At 59.5% G+C, this 25387-nt stretch carries 22 protein-coding genes; 9 read left to right on the plus strand and 13 right to left on the minus strand.

Annotated features, from left to right (window positions below; all coding sequences use genetic code 11):
• The first annotated feature begins 31 nt into the window (after positions 1-31).
• Together MSNKSG1_RS10820 and MSNKSG1_RS10825 are read left to right on the plus strand one after the other, a co-directional pair.
• Complete coding sequence (locus tag MSNKSG1_RS10820) at positions 32-1327, plus strand: YeaH/YhbH family protein (RefSeq protein ID WP_008939309.1); 1296 nt, start codon at positions 32-34, stop codon at positions 1325-1327.
• Positions 1324-2892, plus strand: a complete 1569-nt coding sequence (locus MSNKSG1_RS10825; protein ID WP_008939310.1) for a SpoVR family protein — start codon at positions 1324-1326, stop codon at positions 2890-2892. The genes MSNKSG1_RS10820 and MSNKSG1_RS10825 overlap by 4 nt, the downstream gene beginning before the upstream one ends.
• Before the next feature lie 66 nt (positions 2893-2958).
• On the opposite strand, the gene MSNKSG1_RS10830 is transcribed toward MSNKSG1_RS10825, so the two are convergent.
• From MSNKSG1_RS10830 to MSNKSG1_RS10840, 3 genes are read right to left on the minus strand one after another with little or no spacing between them, the layout of a single operon-like run.
• Complete coding sequence (locus tag MSNKSG1_RS10830; protein WP_008939311.1) at positions 2959-4317, minus strand: TrpB-like pyridoxal phosphate-dependent enzyme; 1359 nt, start codon at positions 4315-4317, stop codon at positions 2959-2961.
• Positions 4318-4377: 60 nt separating this feature from the next.
• Positions 4378-5109 (minus strand): LrgB family protein, encoded by a 732-nt coding sequence (locus MSNKSG1_RS10835; protein ID WP_008939312.1) that lies wholly within the window; start codon positions 5107-5109, stop codon positions 4378-4380.
• The gene (locus MSNKSG1_RS10840) at positions 5102-5482 is read right to left on the minus strand and encodes a CidA/LrgA family protein (RefSeq protein WP_040886760.1); all 381 of its coding nucleotides are present in this window, start codon (positions 5480-5482) and stop codon (positions 5102-5104) included. The genes MSNKSG1_RS10835 and MSNKSG1_RS10840 overlap by 8 nt, the downstream gene beginning before the upstream one ends.
• Positions 5483-5619: 137 nt before the next feature.
• On the opposite strand from MSNKSG1_RS10840, the gene MSNKSG1_RS10845 reads away from it, so the two are divergent.
• Positions 5620-7068 (plus strand): WS/DGAT/MGAT family O-acyltransferase, encoded by a 1449-nt coding sequence (locus MSNKSG1_RS10845; protein WP_008939314.1) that lies wholly within the window; start codon positions 5620-5622, stop codon positions 7066-7068.
• Positions 7069-7080: 12 nt separating this feature from the next.
• On the opposite strand, the gene MSNKSG1_RS10850 is transcribed toward MSNKSG1_RS10845, so the two are convergent.
• Positions 7081-7710, minus strand: a complete 630-nt coding sequence (locus MSNKSG1_RS10850) for a TetR family transcriptional regulator (RefSeq protein WP_040886761.1) — start codon at positions 7708-7710, stop codon at positions 7081-7083.
• A gap of 193 nt (positions 7711-7903) precedes the next feature.
• Here MSNKSG1_RS10850 and MSNKSG1_RS10855 point away from each other — a divergent pair, with 193 nt between their 5' ends.
• Positions 7904-9013, plus strand: coding sequence for a ferredoxin reductase (locus tag MSNKSG1_RS10855; protein WP_008939316.1), 1110 nt, complete (start codon positions 7904-7906; stop codon positions 9011-9013).
• A 58-nt stretch (positions 9014-9071) separates the two neighbouring features.
• On the plus strand, positions 9072-10163 hold the full coding sequence (locus MSNKSG1_RS10860) for a fatty acid desaturase family protein (protein WP_008939317.1): 1092 nt from the start codon (positions 9072-9074) through the stop codon (positions 10161-10163).
• Here MSNKSG1_RS10860 and MSNKSG1_RS10865 read toward each other — a convergent pair.
• Both MSNKSG1_RS10865 and MSNKSG1_RS10870 read right to left on the minus strand, forming a co-directional pair.
• Positions 10151-10588, minus strand: coding sequence for an Rrf2 family transcriptional regulator (locus MSNKSG1_RS10865; RefSeq protein ID WP_008939318.1), 438 nt, complete (start codon positions 10586-10588; stop codon positions 10151-10153). The two genes, MSNKSG1_RS10860 and MSNKSG1_RS10865, sit on opposite strands and share 13 nt — an antisense overlap.
• Positions 10589-10760: 172 nt before the next feature.
• A complete protein-coding gene (locus tag MSNKSG1_RS10870; protein WP_008939319.1) occupies positions 10761-10976 on the minus strand; it encodes a hypothetical protein in 216 nt (71 codons plus the stop codon).
• A 181-nt stretch (positions 10977-11157) separates the two neighbouring features.
• Here MSNKSG1_RS10870 and MSNKSG1_RS10875 point away from each other — a divergent pair, with 181 nt between their 5' ends.
• The 4 genes from MSNKSG1_RS10875 to MSNKSG1_RS10890 all read left to right on the plus strand — a co-directional run bounded on the left by MSNKSG1_RS10875 (position 11158) and on the right by MSNKSG1_RS10890 (position 16894).
• Positions 11158-11676: a hemerythrin domain-containing protein gene (locus tag MSNKSG1_RS10875; protein ID WP_008939320.1), complete on the plus strand. Its 519-nt coding sequence runs from the start codon at positions 11158-11160 to the stop codon at positions 11674-11676.
• Positions 11669-13951 (plus strand): nitric-oxide reductase large subunit, encoded by a 2283-nt coding sequence (locus MSNKSG1_RS10880; protein WP_008939321.1) that lies wholly within the window; start codon positions 11669-11671, stop codon positions 13949-13951. The genes MSNKSG1_RS10875 and MSNKSG1_RS10880 overlap by 8 nt, the downstream gene beginning before the upstream one ends.
• 124 nt (positions 13952-14075) lie before the next feature.
• Positions 14076-15068 (plus strand): GTP 3',8-cyclase MoaA, encoded by a 993-nt coding sequence (moaA, locus tag MSNKSG1_RS10885; RefSeq protein ID WP_008939322.1) that lies wholly within the window; start codon positions 14076-14078, stop codon positions 15066-15068.
• 95 nt (positions 15069-15163) lie between these two features.
• Complete coding sequence (locus tag MSNKSG1_RS10890) at positions 15164-16894, plus strand: thiamine pyrophosphate-binding protein (RefSeq protein WP_008939323.1); 1731 nt, start codon at positions 15164-15166, stop codon at positions 16892-16894.
• 22 nt (positions 16895-16916) lie between these two features.
• On the opposite strand, the gene MSNKSG1_RS10895 is transcribed toward MSNKSG1_RS10890, so the two are convergent.
• The 7 genes from MSNKSG1_RS10895 to MSNKSG1_RS10925 form a co-directional block, all read right to left on the minus strand.
• A complete protein-coding gene (locus MSNKSG1_RS10895; protein WP_152638750.1) occupies positions 16917-17486 on the minus strand; it encodes a nitrous oxide reductase accessory protein NosL in 570 nt (189 codons plus the stop codon).
• 11 nt (positions 17487-17497) lie between these two features.
• A complete protein-coding gene (locus MSNKSG1_RS10900) occupies positions 17498-18328 on the minus strand; it encodes an ABC transporter permease (protein ID WP_008939325.1) in 831 nt (276 codons plus the stop codon).
• Entirely contained in the window at positions 18325-19257 is a 933-nt protein-coding gene (locus MSNKSG1_RS10905) for an ABC transporter ATP-binding protein (RefSeq protein WP_008939326.1), read from the minus strand. Before MSNKSG1_RS10905 ends, MSNKSG1_RS10900 begins: the two co-directional genes overlap by 4 nt.
• Positions 19254-20522: a nitrous oxide reductase family maturation protein NosD gene (locus MSNKSG1_RS10910; protein ID WP_008939327.1), complete on the minus strand. Its 1269-nt coding sequence runs from the start codon at positions 20520-20522 to the stop codon at positions 19254-19256. The genes MSNKSG1_RS10905 and MSNKSG1_RS10910 overlap by 4 nt, the downstream gene beginning before the upstream one ends.
• Before the next feature lie 220 nt (positions 20523-20742).
• Positions 20743-22602, minus strand: coding sequence for a TAT-dependent nitrous-oxide reductase (gene nosZ, locus MSNKSG1_RS10915; RefSeq protein WP_264622970.1), 1860 nt, complete (start codon positions 22600-22602; stop codon positions 20743-20745).
• A 101-nt stretch (positions 22603-22703) separates the two neighbouring features.
• The gene (nosR, locus tag MSNKSG1_RS10920; protein WP_008939329.1) at positions 22704-24851 is read right to left on the minus strand and encodes a transcriptional regulator NosR; all 2148 of its coding nucleotides are present in this window, start codon (positions 24849-24851) and stop codon (positions 22704-22706) included.
• 107 nt (positions 24852-24958) lie between these two features.
• The gene (locus MSNKSG1_RS10925) at positions 24959-25360 is read right to left on the minus strand and encodes a hypothetical protein (protein WP_008939330.1); all 402 of its coding nucleotides are present in this window, start codon (positions 25358-25360) and stop codon (positions 24959-24961) included.
• Positions 25361-25387: the final 27 nt, after the last annotated feature.

Here is a 25387-nt window from a genome sequence, read left to right on the forward strand (position 1 = left end):
TCAGTGATCGGTCACTGACAGGAGTAGCATTATGGGTACGACCCACATCGTCGACCGGCGGCTGAACGGCAAAAACAAGAGCGCAGTGAACCGGGAACGGTTCCTGCGCCGGTACCGGCACCACATCAAGAAGGCGGTAGCCGATGCGGTGCACAAGCGCTCGATCACCGACGTGGAGCGGGGGGAAAGCGTCAGCATTCCCACCCGCGACATCGACGAGCCGGTGTTTCATCATGGCCAGGGGGGCCGCCGGGAAATGGTGCACCCGGGCAACCAGGACTTTATCGCCGGCGACACCATTCCCAAACCCGAAGGCGGTGGCGGCCAGGGTGGCGGCCCCGGACAGGCCAGCCCCGACGGCGAAGGCATGGACGAATTCGCCTTCCAGATCACCCAGGAGGAGTTCCTGGATTTTCTGTTCGACGACCTCGAACTTCCCAACCTGGCCCGCAAGAAACTCAAGGACACGGAAGCTTTCAAGTACGTGCGTGCCGGTTTCACCAATCAGGGGATTCCCGCGAAGCTCGACGTGGTGCGCTCCCTCAGGGGAGCCCATGCCCGACGCCTTGGGCTTGGCGGTGCCCGTCGGAAAAAGATCCGCGACCTGGAAAAGCAGCTTGAGGAGCTGAAATCGGCCCCGGAGGAACTCGATGCCGCCTTCAGCCATGAGGACCAGATCAAGGCCGTGGAGGAGGAAATTGCACGCCTTAAGGCCAACGTCCGGCGCATCCCGTTCATTGATGAAATCGATCTGCGTTACCGGCAACATGTGAAGCAGCCCAAGCCGGCCACCAGTGCGGTCATGTTCTGCCTGATGGATGTCTCAGGTTCGATGACCCAGATGCACAAGGACATCGCCAAACGCTTCTTCATTCTGCTGTACCTGTTCCTGAAGAAGAACTACAAGAAGATCGAAGTGGTCTTTATTCGCCACCACACCAGCGCCAAGGAGGTGGACGAGGAGGAGTTCTTCTACAGCCGGGAAACCGGTGGCACCATCGTGTCCAGTGCGCTGAAACTGATGCAGAAGATTATCGAGTCCCGTTACTCCCCGTCTGAGTGGAACATCTACGCCGCCCAGGCATCCGATGGTGACAACTGGAACGATGATTCCCCGGTCTGTGGAAAGTTGCTGGCCAATCAGATCCTCCCGTTGGTGCAGTACTACGCCTATGTGGAAATCACGCCCCAGGATCACCAGATGCTCTGGTACGAGTATGAAAAGATCATGGAGCGATTCCCCCAGAGCTTTGCCATGCAGCAGATTGCGGATCCAGGTGAGATCTACCCCGTGTTCCGCCAGTTGTTCGAGAGGAAAGCCGCATGAGTGATATCGTCGATCGTCCGAACGCTCCGGACAACGCTCCCTCCAACACCCGGAAACCCATCTCCACCAGCTCGGAATGGACGTTCGATCTGATTCGGGAGTATGACGAGGCCATTGCCGAGTGCGCCCGGGAATTCGGACTGGACACCTACCCCAACCAGGTGGAAGTCATCAGTGCCGAACAGATGATGGACGCCTACAGCTCGGTGGGCATGCCGGTGGGCTACCATCACTGGTCGTTCGGCAAGCAGTTCCTGAACACAGCGAAAGGCTACCAGCGGGGCCAGATGGGGTTGGCCTATGAGATCGTCATCAACTCCAATCCCTGCATTGCCTACCTGATGGAGGAGAATACCCTGCCCATGCAGGCACTGGTCATTGCCCATGCCTGCTACGGCCACAACTCCTTCTTCAAGGGCAACTACCTGTTCCGCACCTGGACCGACGCCAGCGCAATCATCGATTATCTGGTATTCGCCCGGAATTACGTGGCCGAGTGCGAAGAACGCTACGGCCTGGATGCGGTGGAACAGATCATCGACTCCTGCCATGCCCTGATGAATTACGGCGTGGATCGGTACAAACGTCCGCCGCCCATATCGGCCTCGGAAGAAGCGCGGCGCCAGAAGGAGCGGGAAGAGTATCAACAACGTCGTATCAATGACCTGTGGCGTACCATTCCCAAGCTGGACGACGACGAGAATTCGGTGAAAAGCCAGCGGCGTTTTCCCGAGGAGCCGCAGGAGAACCTGCTTTACTTCATCGAGAAGAATGCGCCCCTGCTGGAAACCTGGCAGCGCGAGATCATCCGTATCGTGCGCAAGCTCGGCCAGTACTTCTACCCGCAACGCCAGACACAGGTCATGAACGAAGGCTGGGCAACCTTCTGGCACTACACCCTGTTGCACCGGCTGTATGAGAAGGGCCTGGTCAACGACGGCTTCATGCTGGAGTTTCTCCAGAGCCACACAGCCGTGGTCTATCAGCCGCCCTTCAACAGTCCCTGGTATTCAGGCATCAACCCGTACACCCTCGGCTTCTCGATGTTTACGGATCTGCGCCGCATCTGCGAACACCCCACCGACGAGGACCGTGAGTGGTTCCCGGATATTGCCGGCTCGAACTGGGTGGAAACGCTGCACTTTGCGATGCACAACTTCAAGGACGAGAGCTTTATCCAACAGTTCCTGTCCCCGAAAGTCATGCGGGACCTGAAGCTGTTCTCCATTGAGAACGACGATCAGGAAGACCACTACACGGTCACCGCCATCCACGACGATCCCGGTTACCGGCCATTGCGGGAGAAACTGGCGCGCCAGTACAACCTCAGCTACCGGGAACCCAACATCCAGGTCTGGAATGTGGACGTCCGGGGCGACCGCTCCCTGACCCTCCGGCATATCCCGGTCGACCGGGTTCCGCTGGCCGAAGACACCGAAGAGGTGGTCCGGCATGTGCACCGCCTCTGGGGGTTTGATGTGCATCTGGAAAGCGTCGATGAGGGCACCGTAGTGGAGGAATACCACTGCCCGCCGCCCGATTTCGAGGATATTGACGGCCACTGACGGCTGTCCGAGGATCAGGAGACTGTGGGGAAACCGGGGCCAAGAGGCCCCGGTTGCACTCATGGATCAGGCAGAAACGGAGGGCAGACCCGACAGGGCCATTGCCAGTTCCTGATCGTCGTACTCGTGGTCGCTCAACTCGCCGGCAAAGTACGCCGTGTAGGCCGCCATGTCGAAATGACCGTGGCCACACAGGTTGAACAGGATCACCTCGTCCTTGCCTTCGCGCTTGCAGCGCAGGGCTTCTTCAATAGCCCCCTTTACCGCGTGGTTGGCCTCGGGCGCCGGCACGATTCCCTCATTCCGGGCAAACAGGACGCCCGCCTCGAAACATTCCTTCTGGGTATAGGACACGGCATCGAACAGGCCCAACTCCTTGGCGTGGGACACCATCGGCGCCATGCCGTGGTAGCGCAGGCCACCGGCATGGAAGCCGGGCGGCGTGAAGCCGGAACCCAGCGTATGCATCTTGGTCAGCGGGGTCATGTGTGCGGTATCGCCGTAATCGTAGGCGTATTTCCCGCGTGTCAGAGTCGGACAGGCGGAGGGTTCCACCGCCACAATACGGGACTTCTCACCGCCCCGCAGGGCATGCCCCATGAACGGGAACGCGATACCGGCAAAGTTGGAACCGCCACCGGTACAGCCCACAATGACGTCTGGCCAGCAATCGGCCATTTCCATCTGCTGCATGGCTTCCAGTCCGATGACACTCTGGTGCAGCAACACGTGGTTAAGCACCGAACCAAGGGCGTACTTGGTGTTCGGGTCCTGCACCGCCAGCTCCACGGCTTCGGAAATGGCGATCCCCAGGCTACCAGTGTGGTCCGGATTGTCCGCCAGCACCTTGCGGCCGAATTCGGTCAGCTCCGACGGTGATGGAACGCATTTGGCTCCGTACGTCTCCATGACCGCACGACGATAGGGTTTCTGATCGTAGGAGACCCGCACCTGGAACACCGTGACATCGATATCGAACAGCGAACCGGCGAACGACAACGAGGTCCCCCACTGGCCTGCTCCCGTTTCGGTGGTGAGCGTCCGAATGCCCGCCTGCTGGTTATAGAATGCCTGGGGGATGGCGGTGTTGGGCTTGTGACTGCCCGCCGGGCTGACGCCCTCATACTTGTAGAAGATCTTCGCAGGCGTGCCAAGCGCCTTCTCCAGACGATGAGCCCGATACAGCGGCGCCGGGCGCCAGAGCTGATAGACGTCGCGAACCGGCTGGGGAATCTCGATCTCCCGCTCGGTGGTCACTTCCTGCTGGATCAGTTCCATCGGGAACAAAGGTTCCAGATCCGAGGGCCCGACCGGTTGCTGCGTGCCCGGGTGCAGGACCGCAGGCAACGGCTCCGGAAAATCGGCCTGCAGGTTGTACCAGTATTTCGGCATCTGGCTTTCGTCTAGAAGAAACTTCGTTTGCATGGTTGGCTTGCCTCTGCGTGTTGTTGTCATCGTCTGTTTACGTTGTTTACGGAATGTGCCTTAAAAAAGCGCCTGCATCCAGTCCACGAGCCACGGTACCAGCACGGCGGTGGCAAATGCCGACAGCGCCATGGCCAGACCCGAGAATGCCCCCATCTGGGAACTCACCTGAAAGGCCCGCGCCGTGCCGATGCCATGGGCCGCGACGCCCATGGCAATGCCCTTGGCGGTATCATCCCGGACCCGGATCAATTCAAACAACTTGGTGCCAAGCACGGCGCCGGTGATGCCGGTCACCACCACCAGCACCGCCGTCAGCGAAGGCAGGCCTCCGATCTTCTCGGAGATCCCCATCGCCACGGGCGCGGTTGCGGATTTGGGGGCCAGGGACATCTGGATTTCCGTGGAGCCGCCAAAGAATCGCGCCAGCCAGATGGAGCTCCCGGCGGCAATCACCACACCACTGAGCAGGGAGATGGTCACCGGCAGCCAAAGCTGCCGCAGGCGGGAAAACTGCTGATACAGCGGTACCGCCAGCGCGACGGTGGCCGGCCCCAAAAGGAAGTGGACGAACTGACCGCCCTCGAAATAATCATCATAAGACGTGCCGGTCAGCAGCAGGAGCCCGATCAGCATGGCGACCGACGTCACCACCGGATTCACCAGCGGATTGGAATGGCTTTTCAGATAGAGGCGATAGGCCAGACCATAGGCCACCAGGGTGATGGTCAATCCCAGCAGTGGCGAGGCCGCCAGGTAAACCCAGATATCCTTCAGCCCGGGATCAGTCATTGTTCTGCTCCTCCGCCATCGGTTGCTTCACCAGCCATCGGGTCGTTGCCTGCATGATCAGGGCCGTCGCGACCATGGTGATGACCGTGCTGAGCAACAGCGACAGGGTAATCGGCACCCACTCCTCGGCGATGCGATGAAAGTGGGCCATCATTCCGACACCCGCCGGAACAAACAACAGCGAAAGGTGGCTGAGCAGCGCCCCGGAGGCCTGCTCCACAGAGTCCGGCGCCGCGCCCCGAATCATGAGAGTGATGAACAGCATCACCATACCCAGTACCGGCCCCGGAATCGGGATCCCCAGCAAACGCACGGTGACTTCACCCACCAGTTGATAGATGAGAAGCAGGGTAATGCCATTGAGAAACTGCATATCAATCTCCGCCAGCCGATCGTGAAACCACTCAAAATCAGAGAACTTTAGCACCTATTTCATCGTGCACACTGTTGGATATCAGTATACTTGCACCCTATAAATAGAAATCCCTTATAGGTGGAGTAAAACAAGGAATGAAACGTCTGGGAACACTGGATGCCTCATGGTTGGCCGTGGAATCTGAAGACACCCCGATGCATGTGGGTACGCTGCAGATTTTTTCACTGCCGGAGGGCGCTCCCGAAACCTTCCTGCGGGACATGGTCGCCCGCATGAAAGAAGCCGGGGATGTCGCCCCGCCCTGGGGTTACAAACTGGCCTGGTCCGGCTTTCTGGGGCGGGTAGTCGCGCCCTACTGGAAAAAGGACAAGGACATCGACCTGGATTACCACGTCCGCCATTCCGCCCTGCCCCGTCCCGGCGGCGAGCGGGAACTCGGTATCCTGGTCAGCCGTCTGCATTCGAACCCACTGGATTTTTCCCGTCCTCTCTGGGAATGCCATGTGATCGAGGGGCTGGAAAACAACCGCTTCGCCCTCTACACCAAGATGCACCATTCCATGATCGACGGCATCAGCGGTGTACGGCTGATGCAGCGGGTGCTGACAACGGATCCGGACAAACGGGATATGCCACCGCCCTGGACCGTCAAACCCCAGCGCCGCCGGGGCAGTAAAACCGACTCGGAAGCCAGCATTCCCGCCGCCGTTTCCCAGGCCATGGACGCGCTGAAGCTCCAGGCAGACATGGCCCCGAGGCTGTGGCAGGCCGGCAACCGGCTGTTCCATTCGGTCCGCCATCCGGAAGACGGGCTGACCGCGCCGTTTACCGGCCCCCAGTCGATCCTGAGCCACCGGGTAACCGGCCAGCGCCGGTTCGCCACCCAGCATTACCAGCTGGATCGCCTGAAGGCCCTGGCACACGCGTCCGGCGGGTCGCTGAATGACATTGTTCTGTACCTGTGCGGTACGGCCCTGAGACGCTTTCTGGTGGAGCAGGACAACCTGCCGAACATTCCGCTGACCGCGGGGATCCCCGTGAACATCCGGCCGTCGGACGACCAGGGTACGGGCACCCAGATCAGTTTCATGATCGCCTCGCTGGCCACCGACGAAGCAGATCCGCTGACGCGACTCCAGGACATCAAGACCTCGACCCGTCGGGCCAAGGAACATCTGCAGAAGCTGCCACGCAGTGCCCTGACCCAGTACACCATGCTGCTGATGTCACCGTACATCCTGCAGTTGATGTCGGGTATGGGCGGACGCATGCGACCTGTGTTCAACGTGACCATCTCCAACGTACCGGGACCGGAGCACACGCTCTACTACGAGGGAGCCAGGCTGGAAGCAATGTACCCAGTGTCGCTGATTGCCCACGGCGGCGCGCTGAACATCACCTGCCTGAGCTACGCCGGTTCACTGAATTTCGGTTACACCGGCTGCCGGGATACTCTGCCAAGCATGCAGAAACTGGCGGTTTACACCGGCGAGGCGCTGGATGAGCTGGAAAGCCTGATCCTGCCGCCGACACCCAAAACCGCCCGGCGCAGGAAAGCCACCAAACCCAGCACACCGAAATAATCGAAGAGTGATTCAGGCGCTGTCGCTCTGCCAGTGGCCGGCACCGAGGAAGATCATCTGAAGGAAGCGGGTCGTCCGCTTCCGGATCTGGCCGATCTGGTAATCGTCGTCCGTTGAGACGCTAAGCAGGTCGGTCAGACTGAACGCCACGGTACGCACCACCAGATCACAGGTCAGGTCCAGGTCGGCGTCGCTCAGATGCTCCATCAGCCGGAGCCGACGAAGGTCGTTGGCCAATTCACTGGCGAAGAAACGCATTTCACTCCGGATGCCTTCCTGTACCGCACGGCTTTCCCCTGCCAGGCCCTGGGCCATGAACAGAAAAAAGCTCCGGTTGGCCTGCGCGTGGGCAACAAAAATTCCCACCGACTCTTCTATCAGCTTGTCGGACTGCAGGACGTTGGCCCGGGCTTCCCGCATCATTCGTCGCAATACCAGCCCGAGTTCATCCACCAGCTGTAATCCCAGATCGTCCATATTCCGGAAATGCCGGTAGAAGGACGTGGGCACGACGCCCGCCTGCCGGGTAACTTCCCGAATCCCCAGACTGGCAAAGTGCCGGCCCTTGCCGACCAGCGCCAGCGCCGCATTCATCAGTTTCTCCCGGGTTTCCCCGGGCTTTCGCCGTTGTCGTTCTGTCATCTGCCGTGCGCCATCGGAATACCAGGTTCACAAGTGTACACATTTCACAAAAAGAAAGTCTTTGAACCTTGTCATTTTGCGCCAACTCATCGACATGGATTGTTGCCGGATCAACTCGTGTGTACAGTCGTACACATTAGTGAACAAGTGTACACATCGCTTCACGATGAGTACCACGGATCCCATGGAGACAATGACCATGTTATCGAGCAACACACGCACCAAAGCGCTTCACTGGCTTGGAAAACAACTGTCCAACCAGAACAATCCGGCCTCCTGGCTGGACCCACTGTTATCAGAAATCAACCCGATGTTGGTACAGGCGTACACACCGGCTCGCGTACAACAGGTGATCCGGGAAACGGAAGACACCAAAACCTTTGTCCTGAAGCCGGCTGGACGGTGGCAGGGCTTTGAGGCGGGGCAGCATGTGAACATCTGTACCGATGTGGAGGGCGTCCGCCGTACCCGCACTTTCAGCCTGTCCAGCTCTCCCCGACTCTGGAAAGCCCAGGGAGAGATCACTCTGACCATCAAACGCCTGCCCGGCGGACTGGTCACCAACTGGATGCACGACCATCTCGAAACGGGCGATGTCATCGGCCTGGGCGAGGCTTTTGGCGACTTCCTGATTCCGGAACCTGCCCGGCCGGTGCTCTACATTGCCGGTGGTAGCGGCATCACGCCGGTGCTGAGCCAGCTGGAAACCATGGCGGCCCGGGACTACAACGCACCGGTCACTTTGCTGTACTTCGTGCGTACGGAAAACGATGTCATTGCCGGAGAAAAGCTCCGGGCACTGGCAGCCCGCTACCCGGCTCTGACGCTGACGATTATTGCCACCCACGAAACGCCCGATCCCCGGTTCCTGACCGGCAGTGATCTTGACGGCATCCCGGGCCTCAAGGGTCGACAGGTCTATTTATGCGGCCCCAAGGGGCTGATGGACCTGGCCAACAATCTGCTGTCCGAGCGCGGTATCCGCGAAGACCAGATCCACAGTACCTTTTTCGCGCCCCCGGCCCCGGCTCGCCTGGAAGGCGACACCGGTGGCAACGTGACCTTCACCAACAGTGACGTGCAGGTGAGTTCCGAGGGCGATGCCAACCTGCTGGAGATTGCCGAAGCCGCAGGCCTGACGCCTCAATACGGCTGCCGCATGGGTATCTGCCACCAGTGCAGCTGCCGCAAGACCAGCGGCACCGTAATCAACCGACTGACCGGCGAGGTATCCGGGCCGGGCGAAGAAAACGTCCAGCTGTGTATCTCGGTACCCCAGGGGCCGGTTTCCGTCGACGTTTAACCCGATTGAATTGAGTAATCGCAGCCTTTTCGTTTAACGACGCTGCAAGGAGCTAATCATGAAAAAACTGAACGAAACCCAACTGCAGGAACTGGAACAGGATCTCGATGCCATCCGCGATGACGTGCTGGCAGACCTCGGCGAGCGCGACGCGCAATACATCCGTCGCATGGTCCGACTGCACCGGACACTGGAGATCGGCGGCCGGGTCCTGATGCCCTTTGGCTTCATTCCGCCGGTCTTTGTGGCGGCCACTGCCTCGCTGGGCGTGGCGAAAATCCTGGAGAACATGGAAATCGGCCATAACGTGATGCATGGCCAGTACGACTGGATGAACGATCCGAACCTGCACTCCCAGACCTACGAATGGGACACTGTCTGCAGTGGCGATTCGTGGCGCCGTACGCATAACTATGAGCACCACACCTACACCAACATTATTGGCAAGGACCGGGACTACGGCTACGCCGTACTTCGCCTCAGCGATGACGAAAAATGGAAGCCCTGGCACGCTTTGCAGTTCATCAATTATGTGTTGCTGACGGTGCTGTTCCAGTGGGGCGTCGGCCTGCACGAACTGGAAACCGAAAAACTGCATCGGCGTGAAATCCGCTGGCGCGACAAACTGCCGTTCCTGAAAGAGTTCGCACGGAAAGGTGGCCGCCAGGCGTTCAAGGACTATGTCTTCTTCCCGCTGTTGACGCTGCCTGTGGCCCCCATTGTCCTGGCGGGCAACATCAGCGCCAACCTGATTCGCAACCTGTGGTCATCCACCGTGATTTTCTGCGGGCACTTCACCCAGGATGCGGAAACCTTTACCGAGGAAGAGTGTGAGGGGGAAAGCAAGGGCCACTGGTACCTCCGCCAGCTCTCCGGTTCGTCCAACTTTACCGGCGGGCGCTGGCTGCACATCCTGAGCGGGCACCTGAGCTACCAGATCGAGCACCATGTATTCCCGGACCTGCCGGCACACCGGTATCCGGAAATTTCAGAGCGGGTCCAGGCCGTCTGCAGGAAGCATGGAATCCACTACAACACCGGTTCCTTCTTCAAACAGTACGGCACGGTACTCAAGCGAATCGGTCAGTACTCCCTGCCGGACCGGATGCGGCTTCGGCTGGAGCGAGCCAACGCGCCTCAGGCGATCTGAAGCAGGCGCAATAGCTGTGGCCGGTGTTTATCCTGGATAACATCGGCCAGATTGTATTTGTCGAGCACCGCAAGAAAAGCGGTCAATGCTTCTCCGAGCATCGATTTCAGGCCACACACAGGGGTTATCCGACAGGCGTTCTTCGAGGAGAAGCATTCAACGATGCTCAGATCCTGCTCCGTTTCACGGACCAGAATACCAATATTGATCTCTTCGGGCGCCATATGCAGGCGCATGCCGCCTTTCTTGCCCCGAATGGTCTCGATGTACCCTTTCTTGTTCAGCTGATGCACGACTTTCATAAGATGATTCTTGGAAATGTCGTAGCTGTCGGCAATTTCCTGGATGGTCGCAAGCTCATCACCCTGTACCGCCAGATAGATCAGTACGCGAAGTGAGTAATCCGTATAACGGGTGATATGCATTCTGTACTCCGGTATTCGATGGTCATTCTTGCAGCCAGGAAGGAGCTTTCAGACTCTGTTCCCTACGCCGGCCAACTCTCTTTTACGCTGAAAACCAACATCCGGTTTTCCGATAAAGCGCAATTTTCAACGTACCGACCGGCGCCATTTGCTGCATCTATTATACCCGGAATCAATGCAGAGGTCTGCCGAGCCGACTCAGGAAGGCAAGCCGGGCGACATACGATACCTTGACGCCAACGGCAAACAGCAAGGTCCCGATGTGAGCCAGAATTTGCACGGCCATCGAAAAGGCCTCAGCCAACGGATAGGCGATCAGAATCGTTGCGCAGAGCCCGGCAACACAAAGAATCAGGGAGGAATTAGCCAACGCGAGAAAACGCTCCATAACACACCTCTTAAAGATATATTTTGTATATTTCTTATGCTAGGCGCAGGGTTCCTTAATTGCAATAGCCACTCCAGTCAGGGGCTCTAAATACAAACCCCTACCCCAAAAGATTTACCACCTTTACTTTTTAAAATTTAAAGATGTATTCTATGTAAATCTTTTAAAGGAGGAGAACACTATGAATATGGCATTGCATTCATCGTCCCTGGCCGCGACCGAGGATTTGCCGACAGAGAGTCTGATCGAGCATATCCTCAACCGCTTTCATGACGTTCACCGTGAACAGCTCCCGGAACTGATCCGCCTTTCAGAACGGGTGGAGCGGGTACACGGTGGTCATCCCCTCTGCCCCTCGGGTCTCACCGGACAATTGAAGGACATGCAGACCGAACTGGAGTCCCACATGGCAAAGGAAGAGCAGATCCTGTTCCCCATGATCGCGAGGGGAATCCAGGGCATGGCCACCGGGCCGGTCTCCGTCATGCGGCACGAACATGACGACCACGGCCAGGCCCTTGAGAATATCCTGGCGACCACCGGCCACCTTTCGATCCCCGAAGGCGCCTGCAAGACATGGCAGGCGCTCTACGAGGGCATCGGAACCTTCAGGGACGATCTTCTGGCGCACATCCAACTGGAAAACAACGTTCTGTTCACCCGGGTAGACGGGGGTTTGGGAGGAGCATCTCATGGCTAATTACCGAAGACTGTGGCTGATTCTGATCGCCACACTGGCTGTCACCTTTGCCCTGTTGGGCTACTTCGGCACGGAGGTCTACCGCGCCGCACCACCGATACCCGATCGGGTAGTGAATGCCGACGGCCAGACACTCATGACCGAGGACAGCATCCTCGACGGACAGACCGCCTGGCAGTCCGTGGGTGGCATGCAGCTGGGTTCCATCTGGGGGCACGGAGCCTATCAGGCGCCGGACTGGACGGCCGACTGGCTGCACCGGGAACTGCTTGCGTGGTTGAACATCGCTGCCATGGAAACCTATGGCACGCGATACAGCAACCTCAGCGGCCCGGAACAGAACGACCTGCAATACCGACTGAAAACCGCCTACCGGACCAACACCTATGATCCGGAAACCGGGACATTGACCCTGTCGGATCGGCGCATTCAAGCGATCAGGGAAACCGCCGACTATTACAGCCGCCTGTTCAGCGATGCCCCGGAGCTGCGGTCCACTCGCGAACACTACGCCATGAAGGAAGACACTCTGCCGAATGTGAAACGCCGGGAGCGTCTGACCGAGTTCTTTTTCTGGACGGCATGGGCAGCGTCCACCGACCGCCCGGGCAGCGAAGCGACCTACACCAACAACTGGCCCCATGAGCCGCTGATCGACAATCAACCCACCGCGGAGAACATTGTCTGGTCCATTGTCAGCATCGTGCTGCTCATTGCTGGCGTCGGCGGACTGGTCTGGGCCTGGTCGTTCCTGCGCAAGCATGACGAAGCAGAACCGTCAGCCCCGGCGTCCGATCCCCTGTCCCTGGTCAAACTGACAGCGTCCCAGAAAGCGCTGGGCAAATACCTGTTCCTGGTGGTGGCCCTGCTCGCCTTCCAGGTGATGATGGGTGGGGTAACCGCGCACTACACCGTCGAGGGGCAGAGCTTCTATGGCTTTGATCTGTCGAAATGGTTCCCCTACTCACTCGTCCGGACCTGGCATATCCAGGCAGCGCTGTTCTGGATTGCCACCGGATTCCTGGCGGCCGGCCTGTTCCTCGCCCCCATCATCAACGGCGGCAAGGATCCGAAATTCCAGAAACTCGGCGTCGACATCCTCTTCTGGGCCCTGGTGTTGGTGGTCGTCGGTTCGTTCATCGGCAATTTCCTGGCCATCGCCCAGATCATGCCACCGGAGCTGAACTTCTGGCTCGGACACCAGGGCTATGAGTTCGTGGACCTGGGGCGTCTCTGGCAAATCGGCAAATTCACCGGCATCGCCTTCTGGCTGGTACTCATGCTCAGGGGCATCGTTCCCGCCCTGAAACAGCCGGGCGACAAGAACCTGCTGGCGCTACTGACCGCCTCCGTGGTGGCCATCGGACTGTTCTATGGCGCCGGGTTCTTCTACGGGGAGCGGACACCAATTTCCATCATGGAATACTGGCGCTGGTGGATTGTCCATCTCTGGGTCGAGGGCTTCTTTGAGGTGTTTGCCACCACCGCGCTGGCCTTCATCTTCTGCAGCATGGGCCTGGTCTCAAGAACCATTGCCACCAGCTCGAGCCTGGCCTCCGCCAGCCTGTTCATGCTCGGAGGCGTTCCCGGCACCTTCCACCATCTCTACTTTGCCGGCACAACCACACCGGTGATGGCCGTCGGCGCCACCTTCAGCGCCCTGGAAGTGGTACCGCTGGTTGTGCTGGGCTACGAAGCCTGGGAGAACTGGCGCCTGAAATCCAGCGCGCCCTGGATGGAAAAGGTCCGCTGGCCGCTGATGTTCTTCGTGGCGGTGGCCTTCTGGAACATGCTGGGTGCCGGCGTCTTCGGGTTCATGATCAATCCGCCGATTGCGCTTTACTACATCCAGGGGCTGAACACCACGCCGACCCACGCCCACGCGGCACTGTTCGGAGTCTACGGCTTCCTCGCCCTCGGTTTCACACTGTTGATACTGCGGTATCTGCGTCCGAACCTGGTGTTCAACGAGCGGCTGATGAAAACCGGTTTCTGGTGGCTGAACGGGGGCCTGGTACTGATGCTGTTCACCAGCCTGCTGCCCATCGGCATCATCCAGTTCGTTGCCAGCGCGGGCGAAGGTCTCTGGTACGCCCGGAGCGAAGCCTTCCTTCAGGGCGACCTGTTGCAAACGCTGCGCTGGGTCCGCACCTTCGGAGACGTGGTCTTCATTGTAGGCGCGCTGGCCGTCGGCTGGCAGGTTGTCTCGGCCCTGTTCTTCCCGAACCGGGTTCCCGTCGGCGCAACGCCGGCCGAGGCGGTCTCCGAGGCGTAAAGCGGACTATCCCGACACCTTCCGGTGTCGGGATTACCCCTCGGGAGGTATCGGATTCATTGATCCAATCTGCAATACTGCGACTATACTCATTATCAATCCACGGAGTCCCGGGATCCGATCCATGCCGAAGAGCAAGCTGACCGACCGTTTTGGTCGCACCGTCAATTATGTTCGTCTTTCCGTCACGGACCGCTGTGACTTCCGCTGTGTGTATTGCATGGCCGAAGACATGACCTTCCTGCCACGGCAGCAGGTTCTGACGCTGGAGGAAATTGCCCGGGTCGCGCGCAATTTTGTCGATCTTGGCACCGAAAAGATTCGCCTCACCGGCGGCGAGCCCATGGTCCGCAAGGATATCCTGGAACTGGTCCGTGAAATCGGCACCTACGGGCTTCGCGATTTTGCCATGACCACCAACGGCAGCCAGCTGTCCCACATGGCCGAACCCTTGCGCAAGGCCGGACTCCACCGCCTGAACATCAGTCTGGATTCCCTGGACGAGGACAAGTTCCGGACCATCACCCGGACCGGCCGACTGAGCCACGTGCTCGACGGCATTGATGCCGCCCGCGAAGCGGGTTTCCGGGGCATCAAACTGAACACGGTTGTGATGAAGGGACGCAATGATGAGGAAATCCCGGAGCTGATCGAGTTTGCCCGTCGCAAGCAGGTGGACATCAGCTTTATCGAAGAAATGCCGCTGGGCGAGATCTCCGAACACGACCGTGGACTGGCCCTGTGCACCAGTGACGAAGTACGGGACATCATCCGCAAACGCCACGACCTTGTACCGGCTACCGAGGATTCCGGTGGACCGGCACGCTATTACCGCATGCCGGACAGCCCGATACGTGTCGGGTTCATCTCACCCCACTCCCATAACTTCTGCTCGACCTGCAACCGGGTGCGGGTCACCGTCGAAGGCCGGTTACTGCTGTGCCTTGGGAACGAGCACTCGGTGGACCTGCGCCGGGTCCTCAGGGGCAACCCCGTCAATGATGAAAAGCTCCGGCAAACCATCATCAACGCCATGGACCTAAAGCCCGAACGTCACCACTTTTCCAGCGATGGCGATGTGCAGATCCTTCGATTCATGAACATGACCGGCGGCTGACGACCGCTCGTCCTTTTCCGACCCGGACCACCCCGTTAGAAAATGTGCCGACTGCGGTATAAGATCACCGCAATAACAATGAAAAAGGCACCCTCATGAAAAGAACCGGCGCGGCCCTGGTCCGTTTTGCCCTCGAACAACTGGGCGTTCGTCGAACGTTCGGGATTCCCGGCGTACACACCACCGAAATTTACGACGAACTGAACCGCTCGGATAGCATTACCCCTACCCTCGTCGCTCACGAATGTGGCGGTGCCTTCATGGCTGACGCCGTCAGCCGCACCAGCAAAGACGTCGGCACCCTTCTGATTGTGCCGGCAGCAGGAGTCACCCATGCTGCCAGCGGCATCGGCGAGGCCGGTATCGACGGGATTCCCATGCTGATCATTTCGGGAGGCATTCATTCCGAAAGCGGACACAAATACCAACTCCACGAGATGGACCAGCATACCCTGCTCAAGCCGATTACCAAGGGAACATGGCGGATAACCCGACACCGGGACATCATCCCCACGCTCTACCGGGCCTACACAACCGCCATTACCGGAGAGCCGGGGCCCGTCTTTGTCGAGGTGCCCTACAACATCAGTAATTTTCTGGGATATGTGGAGGACTTGCCCAAGTGGCAACCGCCGGAGGCACCACCACTACCCGATCAGGCGTTGATAGACGATGCAGCACGGACCCTGTTGGCGGCAGGTCAACCCGGCATTTTTGCCGGTTGGGGTGCGGTGGATGCCCAGGCATCGCTGGTGGAACTGGCGGAGCATCTGGATGCGCCGGTGGCCGTCACGCTCCAGGGGCTGAGCGCATTCCCCGGGAATCATCCCCTGCATACAGGGATGGGAATGGGCGATTACGCCGTACCAGCAGCCACCAATGCGTTTGCCAAGGTGGATTGCCTTCTGGCCATCGGCACCCGTTTCTCCGAGATACCCACGGGCAGTTATGGCATCAACCCGCCCCAATCCCTCATCCATACCGACATCAATCCGGCGGTGTTCAACGCCAACTATCCGGCCAGCCACACACTGGAGGGTGATGCAAAATCGATACTGCCCGCCCTGTTACGGGCCGTAAAAGCCCTCCGGGCCGAGGCGGCCAACACCGGTATTCGCGAACAGATCGCCAGGGACAAGGCGGCTTATCGTCAGGAGTGGCGCGATCACGACAGTCAGGAGCGGGTCAATCCGGAACGTTTTTTCAGCCAGTTGCGCCAGATTCTCGATGACGATGCCATTGTGGTAGCGGATGACGGCAACCACACGTTTCTGACCGCTGAACTGATGCCGATCCTGGGACCACGATGCTACCTGTCGCCCAGCGATTTCAACGCCATGGGGTACTGTGTGCCCGGAACCATCGGCGCCAAACTGGCGAACCCGAAGCGTCAGGTTATCGGCATCGTGGGAGACGGAGCCCTTCTGATGACCGGCATGGAACTGGTCACTGCGGTTCGTGAAAATACCGGCGTCGTCCTCTTTGTTTTCAACGACGGTGAACTGTCCCAGATTTCACAGGCCCAGCAGATTCCCTACAACCAGAAAACCTGCTCGGTACTGGGCTCAATCGACTATCAGGCGTTTGCCGGGGCATTCGGGGTGGAATACCTGGCTCTCGACGGCAATGAAGCCATTGTGGAGACGGTGAACATTGCGCTGGAAAGAGCCGCTGCCGGAAACCCCGTCCTGGTGAACGTTCGGATTGATTACAGCAAACCCACCCGTTTCACCCGCGGAGTGGTAAAAACCAACCTGGGCCGGATGGCGGCCCGGGATAAGGTTCGGGTTGTCGGACGGGCCCTGTGGCGGAAAGTGCGCCCGTGAACTGACAGGCCCGGCGGCCCGCTCACTCCGATGAGCGGGCCATATCCTCCATTGAAGCCGCGCCGGCCATATTGCCCATCGCCATGCCGCCGCTTACATGCTCCAGGGTGATCTGGGCATATTTCAGAACCTCACCGCCGTGGGTTTTCGCGAAGTCCCGGGCATCGGATTCCAGGGCGAAGGATGCCAGCGTCGGCCCCATTGCACCTTTGCGGTCCGAGCCGGCCACGTAGAAGGCGTCACGGGCATCCACCAGCGCTGTGTCGTCCGGGTTTTGCCAATCGGTCTGTGCCATGTCGTGGACGTACAGGGTGTCTGTCTGATGAATGTTTTCCGGCTGGAGTTTCCAGGCGAACAGTTCCCGGGTGGAACAGAATTTCCTGACCCGCTGACGGTCCCCGGTAATCGCCTCACCCTTGGGACCGGGGAAACCACTGATGATCATGCCGCACACGTGGCATTCGTCGCCGGACTCGATGTGCACCGGCGCAGGCTTTTCAGCGACAGTGTCCTCGCCACCGGAACACCCACTGATCGTGAACGCGCTCAGGACAATCAGAAGCCAGTGAAACCTGGGTATGTTCAAAGTCATAACACTCTCCATCAGATACGACGATTCCGGAACAGCACCAGGGCGCCCGCCAGGGGCAGCGCCACCCATAACACCAACGCCGCCCACAGTCCGGCCATGCCAATCGGCAGATCTGCCCCAAGGCTGAGAACACCGGTGAGCTGGGGCCCGTTGCCGAATGCCACGATATTGAGCAGGCGGTATATGTCGGTGGGATTGAGCATCAGCAGCCAGGGCAGCAGGTCTGCGTTCAGCTTGCCCTCGCTGGCCACGAGACTGCCCAGCAGCAGGAGGTCAAAAATCAGCACAAAGAAAAACCAGATCGCCAGAGCCAGACCAGCCGCCACCGGCTTCTCTCCCACTCTGACACTGACCAGGTAAGCCAGTGCGATAAAGCCCCAACCGAGCAGAACCGTGGAACCGATGAAACGAAGCATGGCGATGGCCAGGTTGCCAATCTCGACATCCTCCACCAACGCGGCGATCGCCAAACCGGCCACACCAAATCCGATCAGTGTGGCCAGGGCCAGGGTCAGTCCATGGCCGAGGAACTTGCCAAGCAGCAGTTGGCTCCGACTGATGGGGTAGGTCATCAGCAGCAGCAACGTTCCGCCCTCGTCCTCACCGACGATGGCGTCATAGGCCAGTAACAGGGCAATCAACGGAATCAGGAAAATGCCGAGGCTGGCCAGACTGGCAATCGTTGCCGGTGTCGAGGCATAACCGACCTGGCCGGACGCCGCAGCACCGAACCAGGCAATGCCCAGGGCCAGGGTGGCAAACACCAGTGCGATGGCCACCAACCACCGGTTACGCAGGCTGTCGTTGAGCTCCTTGCGGGCAATGGTCCAGACACTGTTCATTGGGAACCTCCCCGGTGCGCCAGCCCGCCCGTTCCGATAAAGTGCACGTAAATATCCTCCAGACTCGGCTGGTGAATGCTGATATCGGCCACTTCGCCGGAGCCCAGCACGGCCTCCAGCATCGCCATTTTATCCCCCGCCTTGATCTCCACCCGCAGCCGACCGTTGTCGGCTCTGGTCAGCAATCCCTGGCCACGGGCGCCTTGATCAATAACCGCCTCCAGCGCGGCCGTTGAGCGCACCGGATCCAGAAACAGCGTCACCGGCATGTTGGCCTGACGCCGCAAGGCCGCCAGATCGCCCACCGCCTGCAAGGCACCATCGGTAAGAATCGCAGCACGGTCGATGTAGGGCTCAACGCCCGGCAGAACGTGGGAGCACAGCACAATCCCCGTACCCATATCCCGCAAATCCCGCAACAGGCGATAGAGATCGGCGGTGGCCACCGGGTCCAGCCCCACCGTCGGTTCATCGAGCATCAAAAGCTTTGGCTGCCCCAGCAACGCCTGAGCCAGCCCCAGACGCTGCCGCATGCCTTTGGAATAGGTTTTGGTGCGGGCTTCCATGGCATCACCGAGGCCCACCCGCTCGAGCAGCGCGGGCACCTGCCTGACGGACGCCCCCTTCAGGCGTGCGAAATGGCTGAGGATTTCCCGGCCGGTCAGCTGCGGATAGAACATCACGTTCTCCGGCAGATAACCGAGGTGACGGGTGATCTGCGGATCTCCCGCCTGCCCGCCAAGAACCGACAGGGCGCCCCCATCCGGCTGCATCAACCCGAGAATCAGCTTGATCGTGGTGGTCTTTCCGGCACCGTTATGGCCGAAGAGACCAAGGATTTCGCCCGGTTCCAGACGCAGATCGATACCCTGCAACACCGGCCGTTTCTCATATCGGTAACTCACATTTTCAAGGTGAAAACAGCTCATGGCGTCTCCGGTTTCAATGCTGAAGGAATGCGCATCAAGGGGTGGGAATCGGTCACACCGGCGGATCTCACCACCGGAAAGGCTTTCTGCACCCACCGCAGGGTGTCCACGGCGGGACTGAACATGAGTACCCGCGCCTCCGGATAGGTCCAGAGCAGTCGGTCCACGTTATCATTGGGTTCGTAGGGCACATCCCCCACGCCGTCCTGGTTCCGGTCCCAACCGAGGTAATCGCTCCAATAGTTGCCGCGCCCATCCAGCGACCACTCCTGCTCCCGCGTGGCCACATACTTCACCTGGCGCCGGTTATTGACGAACGCATTCCCGAACAGCCGGTTGTCTTCCGACCCGGCCGTCAGGTGGATGCCAATATTGCTGTCGGCAAACAGGTTGCCCTCAAACGTGTTGTACAGAGAGTTGTAGATGAACACCGCCTTGCCTTCGGCACCATCAATGGCCACCCCGGAGGTCTGCCCCTGGGACACTCCGGTCACCACATTGCCCCGGAACTCGGACTGGGTAATGAAGTTCATAAGAATGCCGTAGTTCTCGTCGTTCTCGGAGCGGTTGTTCAGCACCGTCAGACACTTGCTCTGCATCAGGGCATAACCGGTCCGGGTGCCATGGGTCACGTTATCTTCCAGCCGGTTATCCATGGAATACATGTAGTGGACGCCATAGCGTAGATCCGCCATCCGGTTGCCACGGATCGTATTGTGGTTGGAGGTCTCGATGTAGATAGCATCGCGGGTCTGCCGGATGTCGTTTCCGACGATCAGCGCCCCGGTCGTGTTATGAAGATGAATACCGTTGCCCCGATCCTGGGAGCGCAGACCGACGTTTCCCCGAATGCGATTGCCCCGCACGGTCACATCCGGTGTGCCATCCAGCCAGATCCCGAACGCTGAGCCCTGCAGGCGATTCTGTTCGATCACCGCCCCCTTCGCCTCGCGCGCCACAAAAATACCGGAATCCAGCTCATTCAGGTCACGCCCCCAGTGGCGGATGGAACAGCCGGAAAATGTCACCTCCGGCGCGAGAATCTCCACCGCGCTCCCCTTTCCGCCAGCGTCAATGACCGTGTCCGGGACACAGGCAATCCGAACGCCCGGCACCCGGACGACCAGAGGCGCAAGCTGTTCTGGGGGCAGCTCAAACGCGGTCCCCGGCGCGAGCGCATCCAGGCGCTGCTGCAGATCCGCCCTGGCGGCCAGCGGGAAAAGCAGGACCGTCAAAATCAACCCAAAACGCAGGAACTGATACATCCATCTATCTCAATAATGTGCAACTGTCTGCGGCCTGCCCCAAACACGGGCAATTCATCAGGAGGCCGCTTTCCAAAACTGTGCGGAGCCATGGATGGCGGAGCTCAAGCGCCACAGGGACGTGCTTGAGCAGGTTTTGGAAAGCGGCCTCCTGATGGATTGCGCACCAGGTATGCGGGCCTGACCTCCCATCAGCAGGAGACCAGGCCCGCAGCACCAATCAGGCCGGCTCTACCAGCATCCGGCCACGCATCTCCATATGCAGCGCGTGACAGAACCAGTTGCAGTAGTACCAGTGAACACCCGGCTGATCCGCCACAAAGGTCACGGATGACGTCTGCTGCGGACTGATCTCCATGCTCACACCATGGTTCACCATGCAGAAGCCGTGGGTGACATCCTCAACCATATCCAGGTTGGTGATATAGACCGTCACCTCGTCGCCCTGCTTCACCTTGAACTCCGTGGTGCCATAGGCCGGAGCGACCGACGTCATATAGACCCGCACCTTGTTGCCATCCCGGATGATCTTGTTGTCCATCTCCAGGGTGACACCATCCTTCTTCGCCTGCTCACGGGCTCCCGCGAAGAACGCGTCCTCCCGATCCCAGATTTTCCGGGTCTTGATCTGGTCGCGACGCACCAGGATGCAGTCATGCGGCTCTGCGAACGTCGGGCCATCGTGCACCAGCTTCATTTCTTCCCCGGAAATGTCGATCAGCTGATCGTTTTCCGGATGCAGCGGGCCGACCGGCAGGAAGCGGTCCTTGGAGAACTTGGACAGCACCACCAGCCACTTGCCGTCGGCATCCCGGGATTCGGTCAGCGACGCATGGTTGTGGCCAGGCTGGTAATGAACATCCAGCTTCTGGCGGATGTAGTTCACCTTCTCTCCGTTGTAGTGGCGGATGGCATCGGCCACGTTCCACTTGCACACCTGGCTGTCGATGAACAGCGTGGTGTAGGCGTTGCCACGACCGTCGTAGGTGGTGTGCAGGGGCCCGAGTCCCAGTTCGGGTTCCGCGACCACCACATCACGCTCCTCATTCAGCTTGCCGGCAAACAGGTCGTCCAGCTTGTCGATGGCGATCACGGTACAGGTGGGCGACAGCTTGCCGTTGGCGATGAAGTACTTGCCGTCCGGAGAGGTGTTCAGACCGTGCGGGTTCTTCGGCACCGGAATATAACGGGTCAGTTCGGAGCCGTGACGGCCATCGACCACGGGCACTTTCGAGTCGCCGAGGGTCTTGAAGTTGCCGTTCTTGACCGCCTGCTCGATGCGCGGCACGTTGAACACTACTGCCCAGTCACGGTCGTTGCGCATGGTGCCGGCCAGATCCAGCGCCTTCTCCGAGTTGTAGCAGGTTGAGGCCACATACTTGCCGGTGTAGTCCGCATCGGTGTTGTCGAGGTTGCCGTCGACGATGACCTGCCAGGCCACTTCCATGGTTTCCGCATCAATGGCGTTGAACATGGTGTAGCTCTGCTCCATGCTGAAATCGCTGCCATCGTTGGGATGCGGGATGGTGAATTCAGCGTTGCAGAACACGTACTTGGTATGGGGCACTTTCTGCAGCCGGAGACCGTGGATCGCCTGTACGTTGGGCACGTGGGTGATCTTGTCGGTCTTCATGATGTCGAGCCGGATCCGGGCCACCCGGCTGTTGGCCTTGTCATTGATGAACAGGTATTTGCCATCGTAACGACCGTCGGTCATGGAAATGTGGGGGTGGTGACAGTCACCGTTCAGATAGGTGTTATCGCGACCCAGAATGTCCTTGCTCTCGTTGGTCAGGCCCCAGCCGGTGGCCGAATCCACGTTGAAGACCGGGATGCGCATCAGCTCGCGCATTGAGGGAACACCCAGTACCCGGACTTCACCGGAGTGACCACCACTCCAGAATCCGTAGTACTCGTCCAGCTCACCCGGATGAATCACGAATTTGTTGCGGGCCTCCTCCGATGCAGCGGCAAACGCTTCCCGCGACATCACGGCAGTTCCCAGCCCGGCAGCGCCGGCAACACCGGCCATAGCGGCAGCGCCCATGAACCGGCGGCGACTCAGGCCCCCTTCAGGCATTTCCGGCACAGCCTTGGTCAGTTCATCTTTTTTCTTCATAGCATCCAACTCCGTTAGGGTTATGGCGTTTTTTACTTCTCTGTTTTTTTCTGTTTTACAACTCAGCTCACCTGGACCACCGGGATCTCCTCGGGGTGGCCCGGCGCGTTATGACCGCGCCGTTTGCCGCGACGCTTGACGATCAGCGGCGGACATTTGTGGTCGTCGAAATAGGTCATCTGGCAGTCCAGGCAGTAATGGCATTCCATGTGGTTGATGTGCCCATCCGGATGAATGGCCTGGACTTCACACTCGTGATCACAGAGCCGGCATGGGTTGCCGCACTCCTTGCGCCGCTTCAGCCAGTCGAATACCCGCAGTCGGGATGGCAGCGCCAGACCGGCGCCCAGCGGGCAGAGGTAACGGCAATAGACCTTCCGGGTGAACAGATTCACCACCAGAAGAGCCACCGCGTAGACCACAAAAGGCCAGTCGCGGACGAAATGCAGGGTGATGGAGGTTTTGAACGGTTCAATTTCGGCCAGTCGTTCGGCGGTTGCCATGGAGTCGAGGGACACACCGAACAACACCAGCAACACGATGTACTTCATGGCCCAGAGCCGCTCATGCCAGGCAAACGGCACGGTGTACTGGGGTACCTTGAGCTTCCGGGCAATTTCATTCAGCAGCTCCTGCAATGCCCCGAACGGACACAGCCAGCCGCAGTACACAGCCCGCCCCCAGAGAATGACGATGGCTGCCACCACCGACCAGAGCACGAAGAGCATCGGGTCGATCAGGAAGGTATCCCAGCTGAAGCCGTGGATCAGGCTGCCCACGAACGTCAGCACGTTCACGATGGAGAGCTGGCCCAGCGCGTACCAGCCGATGAATACCAGGGTGTAGACCAGGAACGCGTGGCGGATCCAGCGCATCATCTTCGGCTTCTTCACCAGCCAGTCCTGGAAGAACAGGATGAACAGAAGCACACCGATGCCCGCCGCCAGCACCACAATCTGGAACTGTCGCTGGTACCAGACCTGAACCCACATGGGCTGGTCCGCCAGCTGATCCTCGGCAGACAAAACGGGCTCCGGACGAGTGTAGTACTGATCCGGCAGCTGGTAGGTCAGCGGAAACACCTGAAATTCACTGTCGAGCGGGCCGGTCTGACGTTTGACGGTCAGCTCAAGGGTCCACTCCGTGCCGGGGTCAAAGTTGTACTGCTGGCGCACGATGAAAATGGCGAGCTCGTTGAACTCCGGCATGCCCGCAGCGTAGACATCGCTGAGGCGATAGTAGTCCAGGTCCCGGAAGTTGAAGGTGTCTCCGAACTGGCGGATCTGAATGCGGTCGAAAATGCCGCCCCGCACATACCCGGACCCCTTGAAGGAGTATTCGCCATTGGCCATCACGGCGATGGCATGCTCACCGTCCTTCAGTTCCGACATCAGCCACTGGTACTGGCTCTCGCCCAGCAGATTCCGGCCAATGGTCGGTACGTTCAGATACGCGGTGTAGAGATCGATCAACGGATCGCTACGCTGGTCTGCCGGCGCCGCATCCACGCCTTCAGCGGGAGTACCCCGGAAGGCATCGTCGACCTGCCCCCGGGTCAGCTTGAGCCGCCGGACCGATCCTTCACCGGTCAGGTCCTTCCAGCTCTTTTCCTGGAAGGCGTCTGTCTGGACCTGCGCCATTGGCGGGCGGTTGTTTTTACCCACGGCAGGCACAAGCCCCAGCTCCGCGGCCACCCGGTGGGCGGATTTCATGGTGATCTCGTTCACCACCATCACGGTGACCGTGGCCCCGGACAGGCCGTCCACGGCGACCTTGTGCTCGGTGGAGGTTCCGCCCACAGTCACCCGCTGGTCGGCCTTCAGCCCGGTGTACTGGTCGGTAAAGTCGTGCAGCTTGCTCTCGGGAATACCCACCAGAAGAATGGGTTCGTGGTGCTCAATTACGTGGGACTGGACGATGCGCCCTTCGGTATCAAGCACCACCACGATGTTGAGGGGTTTGCCGGAATAGGCCGGTGTCTGGAGAAAGTCCAGGCTCTGGTAGGCGTAGCCCAGGAGTTTGTCTCCGGCGTAGAGTTCCTGGATCGCGCGGTTGTCTTCCCGGGGCTCAATGCGGGTCACGGAGGGCAGAGCCTTCTGGATCACCTGGCGCGCGGCGACCGGCTCGTACTGGTCCACGGGCATCGCCCGGGCAACGGCGCTGACAAAGACCAGAAGGATGGCCAAAACGGTAAGAAAACGTGTGTTCACAGAACCCCCGACATCAACAACAGGATCAAGCTTCGTCGATATTTGATGAACATCAAATACCTCTTATTACATAGTCCCCGCGGGCATGCGGGGTAGGTTATGAGGTATCAGCCGAGGTCGATGGCGGCGCCTTCGGAATTGAGTGGCAGGTAGTTGCCGACGTGGCCGAGCCGGATGCTTTCAACCATCATGGTCAGTGGCTGCTGGACGTCGTCACTCGACGGCGGCACACCCCCACGCCCGGACATGGCGGCCACAAATACCATGTCCCAGGCCTGACCGGTTTCCCGCGATTCCTCCACGAGGCTCCGGAAATCCGGGGCTTCCTCCGGCGCCTTGTCCACGCAGATGACCGGCGTCAGCGCGCCGCCTTCGCCGCGCTCGAAGGCGGCCTTTTCCTCCGCCGACGCTTCGTCTGGCAACTCGGCACGGCAGAAAACGAACAGCAGGCGCTGGGGCTCTTCCTGCTGACGGGAGGCCTGGATAAGGTCGTTGTAACTGGTAATCATGGGGTAATTCCTTGAAGAGGGGCGCCA

Origin of the sequence: Marinobacter santoriniensis NKSG1 (genome assembly GCF_000347775.1) — a bacterium.
Taxonomy (GTDB): domain Bacteria; phylum Pseudomonadota; class Gammaproteobacteria; order Pseudomonadales; family Oleiphilaceae; genus Marinobacter; species Marinobacter santoriniensis.

What these genes read in the sequence shown, in the direction of transcription:
- MSNKSG1_RS10850 (WP_040886761.1), bottom strand. Translation starts at nt 7,710, where the DNA reads ATGACAGAACGACAACGGCGAAAGCCCGGGGAAACCCGGGAGAAACTG.
- MSNKSG1_RS10865 (WP_008939318.1), bottom strand. Translation starts at nt 10,588, where the DNA reads ATGCATATCACCCGTTATACGGATTACTCACTTCGCGTACTGATCTAT.
- MSNKSG1_RS10840 (WP_040886760.1), bottom strand. Translation starts at nt 5,482, where the DNA reads ATGCAGTTTCTCAATGGCATTACCCTGCTTCTCATCTATCAACTGGTG.
- MSNKSG1_RS10845 (WP_008939314.1), top strand. Translation starts at nt 5,620, where the DNA reads ATGAAACGTCTGGGAACACTGGATGCCTCATGGTTGGCCGTGGAATCT.
- MSNKSG1_RS10875 (WP_008939320.1), top strand. Translation starts at nt 11,158, where the DNA reads ATGAATATGGCATTGCATTCATCGTCCCTGGCCGCGACCGAGGATTTG.
- MSNKSG1_RS10890 (WP_008939323.1), top strand. Translation starts at nt 15,164, where the DNA reads ATGAAAAGAACCGGCGCGGCCCTGGTCCGTTTTGCCCTCGAACAACTG.
- MSNKSG1_RS10860 (WP_008939317.1), top strand. Translation starts at nt 9,072, where the DNA reads ATGAAAAAACTGAACGAAACCCAACTGCAGGAACTGGAACAGGATCTC.
- MSNKSG1_RS10835 (WP_008939312.1), bottom strand. Translation starts at nt 5,109, where the DNA reads ATGACTGATCCCGGGCTGAAGGATATCTGGGTTTACCTGGCGGCCTCG.
- MSNKSG1_RS10820 (WP_008939309.1), top strand. Translation starts at nt 32, where the DNA reads ATGGGTACGACCCACATCGTCGACCGGCGGCTGAACGGCAAAAACAAG.
- moaA (WP_008939322.1), top strand. Translation starts at nt 14,076, where the DNA reads ATGCCGAAGAGCAAGCTGACCGACCGTTTTGGTCGCACCGTCAATTAT.
- MSNKSG1_RS10870 (WP_008939319.1), bottom strand. Translation starts at nt 10,976, where the DNA reads ATGGAGCGTTTTCTCGCGTTGGCTAATTCCTCCCTGATTCTTTGTGTT.
- MSNKSG1_RS10830 (WP_008939311.1), bottom strand. Translation starts at nt 4,317, where the DNA reads ATGCAAACGAAGTTTCTTCTAGACGAAAGCCAGATGCCGAAATACTGG.
- MSNKSG1_RS10905 (WP_008939326.1), bottom strand. Translation starts at nt 19,257, where the DNA reads ATGAGCTGTTTTCACCTTGAAAATGTGAGTTACCGATATGAGAAACGG.
- MSNKSG1_RS10925 (WP_008939330.1), bottom strand. Translation starts at nt 25,360, where the DNA reads ATGATTACCAGTTACAACGACCTTATCCAGGCCTCCCGTCAGCAGGAA.
- nosZ (WP_264622970.1), bottom strand. Translation starts at nt 22,602, where the DNA reads ATGCCTGAAGGGGGCCTGAGTCGCCGCCGGTTCATGGGCGCTGCCGCT.
- MSNKSG1_RS10895 (WP_152638750.1), bottom strand. Translation starts at nt 17,486, where the DNA reads ATGACTTTGAACATACCCAGGTTTCACTGGCTTCTGATTGTCCTGAGC.
- MSNKSG1_RS10855 (WP_008939316.1), top strand. Translation starts at nt 7,904, where the DNA reads ATGACCATGTTATCGAGCAACACACGCACCAAAGCGCTTCACTGGCTT.
- MSNKSG1_RS10910 (WP_008939327.1), bottom strand. Translation starts at nt 20,522, where the DNA reads ATGTATCAGTTCCTGCGTTTTGGGTTGATTTTGACGGTCCTGCTTTTC.
- MSNKSG1_RS10900 (WP_008939325.1), bottom strand. Translation starts at nt 18,328, where the DNA reads ATGAACAGTGTCTGGACCATTGCCCGCAAGGAGCTCAACGACAGCCTG.
- MSNKSG1_RS10825 (WP_008939310.1), top strand. Translation starts at nt 1,324, where the DNA reads ATGAGTGATATCGTCGATCGTCCGAACGCTCCGGACAACGCTCCCTCC.
- MSNKSG1_RS10880 (WP_008939321.1), top strand. Translation starts at nt 11,669, where the DNA reads ATGGCTAATTACCGAAGACTGTGGCTGATTCTGATCGCCACACTGGCT.